The organism is Paenibacillus nuruki (assembly GCF_001721045.1).
Taxonomy (GTDB): domain Bacteria; phylum Bacillota; class Bacilli; order Paenibacillales; family Paenibacillaceae; genus Saccharibacillus; species Saccharibacillus nuruki.
Window position 1 is genome coordinate 128068 of sequence record NZ_MDER01000025.1, and the last position, 18567, is coordinate 146634.

Here is an 18567-nt window from a genome sequence, read left to right on the forward strand (position 1 = left end):
AAAACCTCCTTTAATTATTTTTAAGCGATTGTTGATTATCTTCAATAATGACTGAAAGCTCAGCAAGAGTAGGTTTTAAATATAAGAAACGAGCAGGAATGGCTACATTTAGCTTTTGTTCCATATCGATAATTAATTCAGATAAAATAAGCGAATCACCGCCAATCGAAAAAAAGTTGTCATGAATACCAATAGGTTCAATAGATAGCTTCTCACCCCATAGTGCAGCCAGTGTAGATTCTAAATGATTTCGCGGAGCCACATATGCCGTCTGTAGTCTGCGTGGAGAACGCTTAGCTACTGGAAGCTGATGGCGATCAATTTTACCATTAGCTGTAAGTGGCATCTCATTTAATACAGTCATGGCCCATGGAACCATATAAGCAGGCAAACTTTCTTTTAAATAAGTATAGATATTTGCCAAAATTTCGGTTTCTACCTCTTCTGTTTGATCTAATTTCACATAAGCAATTAAACGTTTATTCCCATGAGGATCCTGTTGTGGCATTACAACAGCTACCTGTATAGATTGATATTGCATGATTACTTTTTCGATTTCGTCCGGTTCGACTCGATATCCTTGAATTTTGATCTGTCGATCAACTCGGCCGACAAATTCAATCGTTCCATCTGGATATTGGCGTACACGATCACCAGTTTTTAGCATACGAGCTCCTGGATGCTTACTCCATGGATTCGCTATAAATTTGATTGCAGTCTCAGCTGGACGATGAAGATATCCTCTAGCAAGCCCTGCACCAGCCAAATATAATTCTCCTTCTTGTCCGATATCGACTGGACAAAGATTCTCATCACAAACGATCAACCATGTTCCATTAATTGGTATACCAATAGGAACTGTAGGCTGTTCGGTCATAATAGATGATGTCCAACATGTTGAGAACGTGGTGTTTTCAGTTGGACCATATCCATTTGTAAATTGAAGATGTGGATGTGTATGAAGTAATAGCTCCAAATGTGGAACTGAAATAACATCTCCACCTGCGAGTACATGTCGAACATTTTGAAATGTAGGTAAATACATGTTAACCATCAACTGAAACAAGCCGGCTGTTAACCAAACAACTGTCACACCTTTCTCTATAATCGTTTCAGATAGTAAATCTGGCCGTACAATACCAGAATCATAAATGACTAAGCATGCTCCTTTTCCAAGACAACACCATATTTCTAATGTAGAAGCATCAAAAGCAACAGGTGAAACGAGCATAAATACATCGTTTGCTGTAAAAGAAAAATCTGTATCATTAAGGACAAGTCGTGCGACTGCACGATGGGGAATACAAACACCTTTTGGTGTACCAGTTGAACCTGAAGTATAACTAATATATGCCAGATGCTCAGGTGTAACAGAAATAGTTCCTCGAGAAGGAGCAGATATTTCCTGTTCCTTCTCAAGTACTACTAAAGGAATTGAATAATCTGCCAATCGACCAACAAACTGACTTTGGGTAATAACTAGACAAGGAGAAGCATCATCTAGTATAAACGCTAACCTTGTATCCGGAATGTTTGTTTCCAAACATAAATAACATCCTCCTGCTTTTAAAATTGCTAACAAAGAAATGATTAATTCAAATGAGCGGTCTGCTAATACACATACGATACTGTCGGGTTTTACACCAAGCTGTACAAGCCTGTTTGCAAGTTGTTCAGCAGCTTCATTTACTTCTTGATAAGTCATAGTAAACGAATAATACCTAAGAGCAATTTTATCTGGTGTTGCCTTTGCTACATATTCAAATTGTTCATGAATACAAATTGGCTCCGTCTCGGGTGATTCACACCCACTTGAAACTTTACCTGCTGGAATAGGCCATATATCTGTTTTGGAAATATAATCATTATCGATCGTATCTTCTAACGAAAATAAGGATGAAGTCAATATAGGAGAAGCATGTAAATGATCTGGTTGCATATTTGTCCATACAGATTCAATATGCTGCATACATTGTTCCATTGTTCCTTCAAACCCCGTAGATATCCAACCGTGAGGAAGATTTTTTTCGGCTGACCAAATGGAATACTGACCTTCATGATTGATGAGAGTAATATATGGTAAATGAATGGACATTTCCTCTACTCCTTCGTTTCCGCAATATAAGGCTTTATATACGATACAATCGTTTTAACATGCTTGCTATTCATTATCGAATAATGATCAGCCTCTAGTATGACCGTATGAACATCTTCAGCATATGGTTGCCAATCTACCGTATTTAACGTCTGCTCTTCTTTTTTTGCACCAAACCAAAGTATTTTACCACCAAATCGTTCTGGAATATGTTCTATCATCGCTTGATAGTTAGACAAAAATACTCTATAAAAATAATCATTCTGATTTTCTTCGTTCTCAGTGCATAAATATATACTTTCCTGCCATTCTTCCAATTGTTGCATGCTTTTCAGATCATTAAGAAAGTCATGTTTCAATTCCTCATCAGAATAATGCAATTGATCCTCCTGTAAATGACTTACTCTAGAATCAAGTAATATTAAATGAGCAACTTCATGACCAGTCTGTTCAAGCTGGTAAGCCATTTCATGAGCTACAACACCTCCAAATGACCATCCTAACAGTGAATAAGGACCTTTCGGCTGTACAGTCTGGATATGCTGTATATACTGAGTAGCCAATTGTTTTATTGAAACTAAAGGTAAAAAATCCTGCTGATCATTTGAATGAGCATTCAAACGCTGATCCTGAATAGCATAAACTGGCCAATCTTTTCCTATCGCTTCCGGAAATGTATGATAACACATCGCGCTTCCCCCAACAGGATGAATACAAAACAATGGAATCTGAGAACCTGAAGTATTTAAAGCAATCAATCCTGATTCCAATTGTAATTTGATTGAATCAGCGTCAATCAACATAGCTAAACGCTCAATTGTAGGATGTTCCAAAATAGCCGATAATGGCAATTTTTTTCCGAATTCTCGCTCGATATGAACTACTAATTGAATAGCAAGTAAAGAATGGCCACCCCAATGAAAAAATGATTCATTCACGCCGGGTACTTGAACACCAAGTATTTTCTCCCATAACTTCAATAATCGATGTTCTACTACGTTACTAGCAGTACGATAATTATGCTTGTGTTGACTATGATCTTGTACAGCCACACGCTCAAGCGCTTTTCGATCTATTTTCCCACTTGCTGTAAGAGGCATTTTTTCCAGCCATATCCAGCGAGTTGGAATCATATATTCAGGAACATATAATTTTAAATGTTCATATAATTCCTCTATTTCAGGCAAATTGTCTATCATATACGGCACAATGCATGCAATAAGTTGAATATCGTGTACATCTTTAATTGTACATAATGCGCACTCAGCCACCTGAGAATGCATGACTAATTTACTTTCAATATCGCCCATTTCAATACGAAAACCACGTATTTTCACTTGATGATCTAATCGACCTAAATATTCAATTGCTCCATTGGTTAAGTACCTACCTTCATCTCCTGTTTTATATAATCGTGCTGAAGAATCATCACTAAACGGATCAGAGATAAATCGTTCAGTATTCAACGCGGGACGATTATGATAACCACGTGCAAGACAAATCCCCCCAATGTATAATTCTCCTGGTACACCAACACCAACAGGCAACCCATTTTTATTGAGTACTCTTATATATACATTGGCAATTGGCATACCGATTGGAACGATATCATAATCCTTATGGCATTCCCAACTCGTTACATCAACGGCTGCTTCTGTAGGACCGTATAGGTTGTATAACTTACACGATAGCTTTTCAAAAAATTTCTCCTGTAAGAATGGAGATAATGCTTCTCCGCTACAAATTACTTTTTGCAAAGATACACATTGTTCAATTCCTGGTTGTATTAAAAAGGTGTGTAACATAGAAGGAACAAAATGAATAATCGTAATTTGATGTTGTTGAATGATATCTAACAAATATTTAGGATTTTTATGTCCACCTGGCTCTGCCAAAACCAGTACAGCACCTGCAATCAAAGGCCAGAAAAACTCCCATACAGAGACATCAAAAGTAAATGGCGTCTTTTGCAAAACCCGATCATCGCCACTTAACTGAAACTCTTCCTGCATCCATAATAAGCGGTTAGCAATTGCTTGATGTTCAATAAGTACGCCTTTCGGTTTTCCAGTGGAACCAGACGTATAAATCATATAAGCTAACTGTCCAGAATCGTATAATATATTAGGATTTTCGCAAGATTCTTTGCTAATATTTAACAGCAATTTTTCTATGTCCAATATACTTGCTCTAGAGCGTTCAAACAGAAATATTGATTGTTGACTTGTGATGATAAATGTTGGTTCCGCATCGTGTACGATCTCTTCCATGTAGTGAACAGGATGCTGTGGATCAAGTGGAACATAAGCACCCCCAGCTTTCAAAATAGCTAATAAAATTATTGGTAAATCTGCTGATCTTTCCAGACAGACGCCAACTTTCATTTCCTTATCTAATCCATGTTTAATGAAATAATGAGCAAGTCGATTAGCTTGTTCGTTACACTTACGATAACTAAGCTGTTGATCACCATAAATAATTGCAATCTCATCTGGTGTGTAAGCTGCCTGTTGTTCAAATAATGTATGTAATAGATGAACTTTGGGAAATAAATAAGAAGTGTCATTCCAATTTTTTATTTCCTCCAGTTCAGCAGAAGTCAACAATATTTGATGATCAGCTTGTGCATAGGTATCGTAAGTTGCATAGTGCATCGCTTGTAAGTAATATCCTGAGATGCGTCTGATTTGCTCATCACTAAATAAGCTTTGGTCCCAACGAAGCGATAGTCTTAACTCTCCCTTATCTCCTTCAAGTGAAAATTCTGCCCCAAAGGGAAAACTATTATCTGCATACCCTGGTTTTTCATTGATATGAAGTTCATTATAGGAACCAATTTTCTGCTCAGACACATAAAAGTGGGTAAAGTTAAAAAATGTTTCAAATAATGGATTGCCTCCAATATCTTGTTGTATTTGAGCCATAGGATAATGGCGATACTGTAGCATTTCTTTTTCTGTTTCCCATGCCTGCTCTGCAATAGATAACCAATTTCCACCATCCAGTCGAAGACGAAACGGCAATGTATTTAAAAATAATCCTAGTACTCTATCGCCATCTTTTTGCTCTGGACGTCCATGAAATAAAACTCCAGAAGTAATGTCTTTCTGATTAGTAACCGTTTTCAGCACTTGCATATGAATAGCAATTAACCAGCTTTTTAACGGAATAAGTGTATTTTTTGCTAACTTGCGCAATGTTAGAGATAAATCATTTGGAACATCTAACTCTTTGAGCTGCATTACAGGTGAAGAGGGTTTTGGCATTTCCCAACGCGGTAACAAAGTTCTTGAAAATTCATGAAGTTTATGTTGCCAATAATCTCTCTGTTCCTCTGATCGCAAAGCATTTAACTCTTCTCTAACATGATCTTTAAACGATGCTTTTAAAGAATCATTAGATTTTAACTTTTTACCTTGTAATAGAATGTCTACTGTTTCAAATAATTCAGTCGTAAAATGAGCTACACTCCATCCATCCAGGATCGCATGATGCATGACTAACATCAAATAAATATGATTTTCAGCCAAATGCACGATACGAATACGTATTAAAGACTGTCTCCATTCAAATGGTGTATTCATCTCTTCATTTATCCAGTAATGAATCTTGTATTCTTCATCTTTATTATTCCGCTCATCCACATAATTTATCAACATCTTCCTATGTGTATGCACTAACTGTAGAGGTGATTCATAATGACTTAAGTCGAAAGTTGTGCGGAGTACTGGGTGACGTTCTATTAATAATCCTAGAGCCTGTTCCCAAACTATTTTTTCAAAACGACCCTGAATAGAAAATTGAATTAAATCATGATAGAGCTTAGAATGAGGATGTAATTCATTTTGAAATAACATTCCTTGCTGCAATTGTGTGAGTGGATATGCTTCTTCCACATCATCAGGTAACTTGGCATGCTCTACTAAAGAAATTAAATCATAGCGATTATTATTTGGTTTTTCTTTGTTACTTATTGTCATTACTTTTGGAGCAAGTGTTTTAATTGTTTGATATGATAATACATCTCTGATACTAAAGTACATATCGTATTCCTTGGCTAATGCAATCATACTTAACATACGAATCGAGTCTCCACCACAAACAAAGTAATTATCATTAACACTAAGCTGATCCAATTGTAGAACTTGCTTCCAAATATCAATAAGCTTTTCTTCTGTCTCATTATTCGGTTGTATAACTTCTACTTCCGCAGTTGAATTTGCATGGTTTAATAGCGAATGACCCTCAATTAACTTCTCTGATAGCTGATTTACCATATATATATGTTTAGGTATCCAATTTTCCGGTAAATTTTCACCCAAATAATATTTAATTTCTGATATCATTATTTCTTTATCTATATCTGAAATTAGATAGGCAACCAACTCTTGGTCAACATTCACCTTAACTTCTGCTTCAAGAATATGAGGATGATTCATAAAAGCCTCATATATTTCTTCTATTAGAATCGGTGAACCATCTATTTCGATTTCATTATTTTTATTATATAACCATTCAATTTGTTCATCTGGCCATAAGCGACATACATCATCCGTTCGATATAACCAGTGACTGTTACCCTCTCTTAAATCTGATCGATAACTCCAGCGTTTATCTGCCAATCTCTCATGAAATAAGGCACTAGAACAAGAATCTGTTTCACTTATATAGAGAGTTCCAGTAATTCCAGATGGCACTCTATTTTCAGCTTCATCAAGTATATATAATGACTGATCACAAAGAGAGGTACCTATCATTCGATCTATACGTTGATATTGATTGCCTTCGGGCGCAAGAAATCGACTACTAATTACGCCTCCCCACGAACTTAAACTATGAAGATGAACAAACTGCATTTGTGAGCTAGATTCAATATATTGTTCTAACCACTCTTTCATAGGTGGTAATATTATGGTTTTTCCTTTAATAAATAACATTCGAAGCATTAACTTACCTGGGGCATGTTTGTGGGATAATTGCTTCCAAGTAATTAATGAATTACAACTTAACGTCATCCGAGTTACTTTTTCTAATTTTACTAGTTCCCATACATACTCCATTTGCTCATGCATCCAGTCTGGTACAACAATTAATGTTGCACCACAAAACAATGCTCCACCTATTTCCCATAAAGCAAGCTCACAATCAAGAGGCTGCAACAATGTCCAGATATCTTTTTCATCAAAAGCAAACTTGTGTTTAGCCGAATCGTTTAGATGCAATAAACGATAATGTGGTACAACAATAGGATCTGTACTGCTTCCTGCTCCCCAATAAATACAAGCACTCTGCTGATTCGCTACTTGTTGATCAAGGTTTGCGGAATGCTGAACATCATAGTTTACATGTTCAAGGTAGAATATTTCTTTTTCAAATTGTGTTAGATGCTTTGCATGGTATTTATTTGTTATAGTGCCATATACCCCTGCTTCTTTTAATCTTTTCTGATTACGGCTAACTGGGTGTGACAAATGTAAAGGAACACAGCAACCTCCTACTTTCCAAATCGCTAACATACTTGCAATAAAATCAATTGAAGGTTCCAACCAGAGACCAACATTTGATCCTGCTTCTATTCCACTTTTTATCAAATAACTAGCAATTTGATTTGCCTTTTCATTGAGTTGTTTATATGTGATTGATGTATCTTGATAACGGATAGCCACTTGATGAGGAACAAGCTTAGCTTGATATTCAAATCGTTCATGACATCCGTTTAACTCTGGAGTTTGAATAGATCCCCATGTTGGGACAGACAACTGATGATTATCTCTATTTATCTCATCATCTTGAAAAGAAATATTCCAAATTTGTTGCTGTTCATCTTTAACGATCTGCTCGATTAACTGTATAAAATGTCGGCTCAATTGCTCCATCAATGGTTGATCATATAGATGCTTTTGATATTCAAATACACCTTGTAATCCTTCTTCTGTAGCAGTCATATCGAGATATAATTCAAATTTGGCTGTATCAAGTGTAATATCGACTAGTTGATTCTCTGTCCCTTCTAACTTCAAATCTAATTTAGAGTAATTCTGGAATGAGAACATTGCCTGAAAAATAGGAGTTTGACCTAAATTTCGTTCTGGTGATAGCCTTTCCACTACAAGATCAAAAGGAACATCCTGATAATCATAAGCTTCTAGCATAGTTTCTCTTACATATGCCAACAATTCGTTAAAGGTCGGATTATGTTCTACATCAGTTCTCAAAGCCATTGTATTTACAAACATACCTACAATATTTTCTAGTTCATTATGATTACGATTAGCAATCGGTGTACCTACAACGATATCTAGTTGTCCTGAAGACCTTGCAAGCAATACCTTATATACAGTTAATAAACCAATATACAGGGTAGTTCCTTTGCTATTGCATAATTGCAAGAATTGTTCAGATAGCTCATTATTTATATGAAAATCGAAAGATGCTCCTGCATTATCATATTGGATAATACGTTTTGAAGGCACAGGCAAATCTAAGATAGGTAGGTCACCCTTCAAATGCTCTTCCCAAAACCTCAGTTGCTTTTCCAGTTGTTCACCTTGCAAATAGTCTTTTTGCCACTGTGCAAAATCAGCTACTTGAATTTCTAAATATGGTAAATGTGCCTCTTCACCCTTAAGTTTTGAACTATACAATATACTAAGCTCACGCAATAAAATCGAACAAGACCAACCATCTGTTATAATGTGATGCATATTTAATAATAAATAATGCTCAGACATATTTACCCTATACAAATAAACTCGGAAAAGAGGAGCCTGATATAATAAGAATGGTTCCCGAATATGTGTCAGTATTCGTTCTTCAACTTTTTCCAATTCATCATCTGGCACTACAATATATTGAATATCACATTTCATCTCTGGTATAATAATTTGCGCAATATCACTGTCTTTAATAGCAAAATAGGTACGTAAAGACTCATGTCTTTCTACCAAATGATCAATACTATCCTGTAATATCTCTAAATCAATATTACCTTTAAGTTTAAATAGTAAAGGTACATGATAAACTGAAGAGTCAGAGACAGTTTCTTGAACAAACCACATTCTTCTTTGTGCAAAAGAGGCTGGAAAGGAATAATGGCTAGTATCAAATGTTGTAGACAATCGCTTAATCCTCCTTTTTATATAAGGAACAATATAACAGATTTCAACGTTTTGACGCTCTAGGAAGTCTAGATATTTTTGGAATTGATATTATATTTTCTTTTTCTTCAAGTTTATCGAGTATTCGAGCCATCTCTATAATTGTTGGCGAATCAAATATAGTTTTAACTGGTATTTGTTTTGAAAATTCGGTTTGAATCGCAGAAACAATCTGGGTAGCCAACAAAGAATGACCTCCAATATCAAAGAAATTTTCATTAACACCTACTTGTGCACGCTGTAAAAACCTACACCAAATTAATGCTAATTTTTTCTCGATAAAGGTAGAAGGTAACTCAATCTGTTCGTCTACTGGTAAGATATTATCCATTTGAGCCAAACGCTGATAATCAACTTTCCCTCCTGCGGTCATCGGAAATTGTTCAACTTTCAGATAAAAAGTAGGCTGCATATATGCGGGAAGCTGCTGTTTTATGCTGTGACGGATTTCATCCAATGAAACATTAATCGTATTACACTTCAGATAAGCAACAAGTTGTTTATTATTATGAGTTGAGTGTTGACTAACAATTACAATTGACTTTTCAATCGATTCAATCTTTTCTAACTGATTTTCAATTTCACCTAATTCGACTCGATAGCCTCTGATTTTAATCTGTGCATCTTTTCTACCAATATATTCGATCTGTCCGTCTGGTAAATAACGTGCATAATCTCCAGTACGGTATAAACGCTCTTCTGGATAAAAGGGATTAACAATAAAAGATTGTTTACTTAATTCTGGCTGACCCCAGTAACCGCTCGCCAATCTTTTTCCACCTATAAAAAGTTCTCCTGTTACGCCAATAGGTACAAGTTGAAACAAGGGATCAAGTATATACAACTGGGTATACGGCAATGCTCTACCAATCGGAATATCTCCACGTCTTGGAATCCATTCATCTTGATCATCATAAAAAGAAGTAGCTGCAACTGTCGCCTCTGTGGGCCCGTAAGCGTTATTCCAACGAACATGATTCCCAGTGATATTTTTCCATTTTTCATATAAAGAGACTGATGCTTTTTCTCCACCAACAGACACCAATTTAAGCGAACTTGGCACCTGATCAGTATCATTCCACTCACTCACTAACAAATGCCAGTAAGCCGTTGGTAAATACAGTACACTTATTTGCTTTCTATTAATCCATTTCACAAATTCATGTGTATCTACCACTGATTGCGGACGTAATACTAGGGTTGCTCCTGCCAGAAGTGTAGGGAATATTTCATGAATCGAAAAGTCGAAACTAATCGCCGAAAATTGTACAACTTGATCATGATTATTTAAAGAATTACTCTCCATCACAGTTAATGTATGATCCATAAGTGCAGTCTGAGGAATGATTACACCTTTTGGATGACCAGTAGATCCTGATGTATAGATCATATAAGCAGCATTTTCTATATCGTTCTGTTCTGTAGCTGAAATTTTCATAATTTCATTTTGATCGATAGACTGAACATTTGATTGATTTAACTGATCAACTGTGACAACACATTTATGTTTGACTGGTAACATCGACACTAATGTAGAAGTAGTCAGAATAACAGACATTTGGCTATTTTCTATCATCCATTGAATACGTTCAGCTGGATATTCTGGATCCATTGGTACAAAACAGGCTTCTATTTTTAATACTGCAAGCATAGAGGAAATGAGTTCAATTGAACGTGTCATATAGATACCAATTATTGTCTGTTTATTTGTATCCATAGATTGTAACAGTTGTGCTATATCTTGCACTTGAAGATGAAGTTGTTCATAAGTAATAGCTCTTTTATCATCTCTAATAGCAATGGCATCATAATATAAGTTAACAGTATTGGAAAAGCGATGGTAAATACCTTGTACATCTAATTCAGTATTTGTATGAATTCGCTTCGTTTCATTCCAAGTTATTAACATCTGTTCTGTTTCTTTTTTGTCTAATATTGAAGTTCTTGATACATGACTATATGGTTGAAAAAGCATCTGGTTTAGCAAATTAACATAATGTTTAGCAAACTGCTGAATCGTTTCCGATGTAAATAAGTCAGTAGCATATTCAATCGTGATGTACAGCTCTTCTTGCTCCTCAATAAACATACTAAGATCAAATAACGAATTAATTGTATCCAGTTCATATGGACAACATGATAGTGACATATCTGAATAATCAAACTGATCACTTTGCAGAGAAAACATTACCTGAAATAAGGGCGAAAAATCTTGTGAGCGTTCTAAGTTTAGCTCCTGCACGAGTTTTTCAAACGGAACATCTGGGTTTTCGAATGCTTCTAGCACTGTCTTTTTAACATTTTGTAACAATTCGTTCCATGTTGTATCTGAATATATACCTGTACGAATCACAAGAGTATTGACAAAAAATCCAATCACATGCTCCCATTCTGTACGATTACGATTACTCATAGGTGAACCAACCAACACATCTTCTAGACCTGTATAACGATATAAGACTGCTTTGAACACAGTAAGCATAGTCATGTATAAAGATACATCTTCTTTTGCACTAAATTGTTTAATCTGTATAGCCAGATCAGATTTAATTTTGAAATTAAATTGTGCTCCTTTAAATGATTGCTGTGTAGGACGCGGATAATCAGAAGGCAATTGCAGTATCGGGAGCTCTCCTTGCAATTGTTTTTTCCAATAGGTTAGTTGTTCTTGCTGACTTTCTCCTTGTAACATCTTACGTTGCCATTGTGCATAATCTGCATAATGTAGCTTATTTTTTTCTTGTTGTATTAATAATCCTTTTTGATGTGCTTCATACGATCTCCATAACTCCTGTTCTAACAATGACATTGACCAACCATCAAAAATAATGTGATGTACAACAATCATGAGTACAGATTCTGTATTATTTAATCGATATACATGTATACGTATCAATAAATCAATAGCTAAATTAAAGGGTTTTTGTTCTTCTATTTGTAGAAATGTATGAAGTGATTGAGATTCAACCTCTTTTTTATCGTGTTGAATATCTGTCAACTGAATTTCGCCTATCCTTGTAGGATGGATGAATTGAAGTGGTACTCCATCCGGATTTACAAAGTTGGTACGTAAAATTTCATGTCGTTCAATAAGCTGTTGATAACTCAATTGTAGTGCTTGTATATCAAGTTCTCCTTGAATATGAATCGCTTTAGAAATATTGTATACTGCAGTCGATTGATGCCATTGTTCAAAAAACCAGATTCTTTCTTGAGCATATGATAATGGCATATAAGGGTGACGTGTTGCAGGTATGATCGGCTCTTCCACAGATTTATTTTTTCCACAGTATTCATCTACATAAGTTGCAAAGTCGCCTAGCTTTGGATATTCAAATACACTATGCAAAGGAACTTCAAACGAAAACACTTGACGAATCCGCGATATTACTTTTATGGCAAGTAATGAATGTCCACCTAATTCAAAGAAGTGATCATTCTGTCCTATATTTTGATGTCCCAAAATAGTAGCCCAAATTGTAGCAATTACTTTCTCTGTACTTGTAACAGGATCTTTTTTTTCAGCAATGCCCATATTACGAATCGGTTCAGGCAAAGCAGATCTACTTATTTTACCACTAGGCGTTAATGGCATTTGATCAATCTGCATAAAAATAGTAGGGATCATATAGTCAGGTAATTGAGTCTTTAAATATTTGCGTAGCTCAAGTTCATCTATTTTTTGATCTGCTACAATATAGGCAACTAAATCAAGTATTACATTTTGATCGCCTGAGTATCCAACCACTACCGTTTCTTTAATAGAATTCATTGTTGAAATAACAGATTCTACTTCACCTGGCTCTACACGGAATCCGCGGATTTTAATCTGATCGTCAATTCGACCTAAAAATTCAACACTTCCATCAGACAAAATACGTGCCAGATCGCCTGATTTATACATCCGTTGATTTGGTTTAGTAGAAAATGGATTAGAAATAAATCGTTCAGCTGTTAATTTTTCACGATTTAAATACCCTCTTGCTAAACACACCCCTCCGATATAAAGTTCGCCGCACACACCAATAGGAACTGGTTGTAACTGTGTATCTAAAATATAAATTTCACAATTATCAATTGCATGTCCGATTGGTGGCAATGAATGAATTCCATCCATATTCTTTATCATTTGAGCGGTAACCACATGTGTTTCTGTTGGACCATAGTGATTTTGTAACACACATTGACCAAGTTTTTTGTGCCATTTTTTAATTTGTGGCGTTATCCGTAATTGTTCACCTGAAACGGTAATATCTTTAATGGCATATTTGGCATGCTCCACATGCTCTGCTGCTTCAGCCACTTGCTGTAGACTAATATATGGTAAATGTAGTCGCTCCACACGATTATTAATAATAACTTGTAATAGTTGTTCTGGATCTTTACGAATCTTTTCATCAATAAGAATTAGTTTACCACCAGAACAAAATGCTGAAAAAAATTCGTGGAAAGACATATCAAAATTTAAAGTTGAAAATTGTAACACTGTTGTGGGTCCCGTATGTGTTACATTTTTCATTTGCCATGCAAGCAAATTAACAATTGGTCGATGATCCATAACAATGCCTTTTGGCTTCCCTGTTGAACCAGAAGTATATAATATGTATAAGATATGATCTGGCGTCACACCCGATATTGGTGCTTTATCAATACCTTTAAGTTCACGCCAATCATCCAATATGATTCTTGTGATATTTGCCTCTTTCAGCAAAGAGGATAGGGAAGATTGAGTTAACACAACTGAAATAGCTGTATCATCCAAAATATAACGTAAGCGTTCTTCTGGATATGAAGGATCAAGTGGCACGTACGCTCCACCAGCTTTCAAAACTCCTATAACTGCTATAATCATTTCCAAAGAACGTTCCATACAAATTCCTACACAAACATCAGGCCCTACTCCATCTTTTTGTAGACGAACAGCAAGTCCGTTAGATAACATATCTAGTTCGCGATAACTTAATTCCTTCTCATTAAAAATAACTGCTATTGCATCTGGAGTACGTTTAACTTGGTTTTCAAAATAGTGATGCATGCATAAATCATCTGGATAAACAGTTTCTGTTTTATTCCATCCTTGTAACTGTTTTATTTCTTTCTGTGATAAATATTCTAATTGAATAATCGATTGCTCAGGGTATTTTATAACGCTCTCTAATAAGTGAATATAATGACCAATCATACGCATAATTGTTTCTTCTTTAAATAAATCGGTGTTGTACTCGACTCCACCTGACATTATCTCGCCATGATCGATCAAAGTCAGTTCCATATCAAATTTTGATGTTTTATTATCTGTTTCTAATGAATGTACTGTTAATCCTTCAAATTGCAAATTAGCATCATCAATCAGATTAAAAAGAATCTGAAACAAAGGTGTTTCTCCAGCTTTACGTTCTGGTTGTACTGTTTCCACAACCATATCAAATGGTATATCTTGATTAGCATATGCATCCAATGTTTCCCGCTGTACTTCTTTTAGCACTTCTATAAATGACATATCCGATGATAAAGATGTACTAATAGCAAGTGTATTTACAAAAAAACCAATTAATTGTTCAACTTCCTCATTATTTCGATTAGCCGCAGGTGTTCCTACAACTAACTCCATTTGTCCTGTATAACGATACAACAAAATATTATATACAGCTAAAAAGGACATAAAAGGGGTCGTTCCATACGTACGACCAAGCTTTTTAAATGCTTGTGTGATATTGTCAGGAATAGAAAAGGATAAAAATGCTCCATTAAAAGCGGGACGAGAAGGAACTGGAAAATCATAGGGGAGCTGCAACGAAGGTAAATTACCATTTAACTTTTGTTTCCAATAATCAAGTTGTTGTAACATTTCTTCACTTTTTATATATTCGTTTTGCCAATGTGCGTAATCAACATACTGAATGGGCAAAGGTACTAATGAGCATATAGTATCATTTTTATTAGCTTTATATAATTGTTCTAATTCTTTACATAAAATTCCCATCGACCAGCCATCAAATACAATATGATGAATATTTAAAACAAAAAAGTATTCATGTTCTCCTAAATCAATTAATTGTACACGTAAAAGAGGACCTTCTGATAAATTAAAGGCTGTCTCTGCTTCCTCTTGAAATAACCTATGGGCAGTAATTGATTTAAGAGAGTCATCTAAATGACTAATATTTATAATTTTCCAGTCATATACTGGATGCTCATTAATTGTTTGAAATACTTCACCATCTTGAGCCACAAAAGTTGTTCGTAGAGCTTCATGTCTCTCTACAATTTGTTGAACACTTTGTTTCAAAGCATTAATATGCAATTCACCAATAATATGGAATAGAAATGGCACATTATAAAAAGCATGTTGTGGGTATAACTGATTCAAAAACCACATCCGTTTTTGAGCAGAAGATGCCGGACATTTTTCGGTTCTTTCAACAGGTTGAATTATTGAATTTGATAATTGATTAAATTGTTTTTGTTGTAATAATTTATGTAATAATGCTTGTCTAGCTGTAGAAACCTTATCTTTTCGATTAGATGAATTCATGGCTAATACCCCTCTCATAATAATAAATATAATGATTGTTTAGGATGTAGCATGTTACAACGAAAGATATTAATTGTTTGTATGAAAAATTGTTACTTCACCTTGCAATCCATTCATCAAATAATACGTTTTTTGGAGTTGATCGCAATATTCAGGATTTATTGGATCCAATAAAATTCCGCTACATGTTCCACTATGAGTAATAACTACTCCCAGTCCTCGCACTTTATCACAAATCTCAAGTACATCATTTAGTTGACTTTTGTATAGTAACTTTTGATTTAAAATTGCGCTGCGAGTTGAAATATGTCCAATAGTAATTAAATCATTTTTTTTGATAGCTATAGATATACGATCTAATAAATAGTCATATTCTAGCCTATCTTCTAGTTCAAAACACAATGACATTCTATTAAATTCAGCTGTACTCACCTCTCCACCTTCATCAATGCTTACTATTGTGAGCTGTGGAACCAATCCGAGATATTCGCGTAGCCTGACTTCACGGTGATAATAGGAAACAATACCTTCATACATTACTCCATCTGTAGGCTCAATCTCTCTAATCAAGTCTTCAAGCTCCGATTGTGACAAATTTAGCTGAAAGCAACAGTCTACAGCACGAGCAGTAGCTACAATATCAGCTGAAGAACTAGCAAGTCCTTTACCAATAGGAATATTACTATCAATTTCAATCCATCCACCTTCAGGAAGTTCATATTTCTCAAGTATTTTTTGAGCTATTTTTTTTGATTTTAAGCGATAACTGGGTGATACAATCAATTCTGGGAAATCTGGTAATGAGCAAAAAGTAGCTTTTGAATAGCGATTAATAGGTAATGTAATCAAAAAATTTTGTTCATCACTACTGACCCCTTGAAGCAATTCACCAAATGTTCCAAATGATTTACCTATTCCTTTTAGCAAAGCTGCATTTTTCCCCTCCAAATATGAGCTCATCCCTAAATCCCTCCTGCTTCAGCAAAAAACATATGTTTGACTTTGTTCCTTTAATTTAGTGATTTCTTTCCATTTCAAAATGTGTGCTTGTTGCTGTAAGGAAAGGAGATGTAACACCTCATCTGGGTGTGTTGAACCCTTAGAGCATTTAGTTAGTAAAGCCTCATCAGTAGAAAAGCATTGGTTTAACATAATTGAGGAAATTTCAACCAGATAACCAGCTTCCACACATAACAATTGCAAATATTCTACATCTATATCCTCTGGAATTCTATGTTGCTCTATCATAAGAGTGATGTATTTACCAGCTAAAATTTGTGCTTCTCTATAAGGAATATTAAAAGTTAATGTAAGCTGATTTGCTAAAGAAAAACCACCGAAAAATTCTGTTTTGCATCGTTCATTCATATGGACTACATCAAATTTCATATTAGGTATTACATGAGTTAATAATTGAATTGCTGTACTCATTGTTGTCATTAATATTGAAAACTGACTTCCTCCTTCTTTAGAGGTTTCTACCATATTAGTATAAGGAGTCCGCTGTTGACCCATAACTATATCCATATAGTAAGCAGGAATATGTGCAAACTTACCTCTTATTCTTTCGAAAATAGTAAAATTTTTCTTTTGAGGCATAGCAGAAGAAATACTACTTAAATGATCAGGAAGATCGAAAAAACGATAGTCACTACTTCCCCAATTCATGAAATCGGTTAAGAATCGACTAAACGTGACACTTGCATTAGATAATTCCGATCCGATCAAAAGCATAAAATCTTTAGAAGCAACACCTTTCAGCGCATGTCGGCAACATTTTTCAAATCCTAACATCTTAGCTATTCGTTCTCGGTCCCATGTTAATTCCAAGCCTGCCATTGCTCCTGAACCTAGGGGGCACTCATCAATACTTCGCCAATGAAAACACAATCGTTCGACTACTTGCGAAATCTGCTCAAGCACTCCTGAAAAATAGAAACCCACACTAATAATTTGTGCTGACTGATAATGTGTATAGCCTGGCATTTTGGTATACGTATGCTCTATAGCCAAGGGATGAATACAATCTGCCAACAAATGTAGATCGGTTATAATCTCAAGTAATTGGTCTCGAGCAAACATCAATTGAGCAGTTGCTTGTACATCATTACGGCTACGATCCAAATGCCATAAAGCTATATCCTGAGGAACTTTGCTTTTTACATAATGTTCAATAGCAAATAAAATATCAGTCATATTTTTACTAGGATCTGCCATAAGTGAATGATAATTTATTTGATCAAGCGCTTGTAAAATAGAATGTAAAGCCTCCGACGAGAACATTCCCATACGTTCATATTCAATGGACATTACTTTTTCAATTGCTATGTAATACCCGAGGAAGTTTTTTGTCTCATATTGAAATTGAGGATATAACACTTGATCATGTATATATGTATTAGGATATTCCATTAAACGGCCAGTAGGTAAATCTTCGTTTTTTCCATTAATTTTTTGCATATTTCTCCTTTCTATTCAAATGTGAAATGTAATTTCGATTAAAAATCGTAGAACTAAACATTGTAGAAAGTAAGATATATTTCTGATTTCAAAATATTATAATTCATAAAATAAAAAATGGTAATTTAAACCTTTATAGTATGATAATACAAAATAAAGAGCTTAAAATCAATGAAATTCTGTAATTAAAATTGTATATTCGTATTTTAGGTGTACATTTTTGTATTTTTATGTAAATTTTTATTTATTAAGTGTGTTTAATATTACATAAAAAACTCTAATCAAGTTAGCCTCTAAAATATTTTGAAACAAAGCTGAGT

At 34.9% G+C, this 18567-nt stretch carries 5 protein-coding genes; all 5 read right to left on the reverse strand.

Features of this window, described 5'->3' with window-relative positions; genetic code table 11:
- Positions 1-10: 10 nt before the first annotated feature.
- Positions 11-2095: an amino acid adenylation domain-containing protein gene (locus PTI45_RS02930; protein ID WP_083243312.1), complete on the reverse strand. Its 2085-nt coding sequence runs from the start codon at positions 2093-2095 to the stop codon at positions 11-13.
- Between the two features lie 5 nt (positions 2096-2100).
- Complete coding sequence (locus tag PTI45_RS02935) at positions 2101-9213, reverse strand: amino acid adenylation domain-containing protein (protein ID WP_069326035.1); 7113 nt, start codon at positions 9211-9213, stop codon at positions 2101-2103.
- Between the two features lie 43 nt (positions 9214-9256).
- Positions 9257-15787 carry a non-ribosomal peptide synthetase gene (locus PTI45_RS02940; protein WP_069326036.1) on the reverse strand — a complete coding sequence of 2177 codons (6531 nt, stop codon included), beginning with the start codon at positions 15785-15787 and terminating at the stop codon, positions 9257-9259.
- Positions 15788-15856: 69 nt separating this feature from the next.
- Entirely contained in the window at positions 15857-16747 is an 891-nt protein-coding gene (locus PTI45_RS02945) for a GHMP family kinase ATP-binding protein (protein ID WP_069326037.1), read from the reverse strand.
- A gap of 18 nt (positions 16748-16765) precedes the next feature.
- The gene (locus PTI45_RS02950) at positions 16766-18247 is read right to left on the reverse strand and encodes a lyase family protein (RefSeq protein ID WP_069326038.1); all 1482 of its coding nucleotides are present in this window, start codon (positions 18245-18247) and stop codon (positions 16766-16768) included.
- Positions 18248-18567 lie beyond the last annotated feature (320 nt).

What these genes read in the sequence shown, in the direction of transcription:
- PTI45_RS02950 (WP_069326038.1), bottom strand. Translation starts at nt 18,247, where the DNA reads ATGCAAAAAATTAATGGAAAAAACGAAGATTTACCTACTGGCCGTTTA.
- PTI45_RS02940 (WP_069326036.1), bottom strand. Translation starts at nt 15,787, where the DNA reads ATGAATTCATCTAATCGAAAAGATAAGGTTTCTACAGCTAGACAAGCA.
- PTI45_RS02945 (WP_069326037.1), bottom strand. Translation starts at nt 16,747, where the DNA reads ATGAGCTCATATTTGGAGGGGAAAAATGCAGCTTTGCTAAAAGGAATA.
- PTI45_RS02930 (WP_083243312.1), bottom strand. Translation starts at nt 2,095, where the DNA reads ATGTCCATTCATTTACCATATATTACTCTCATCAATCATGAAGGTCAG.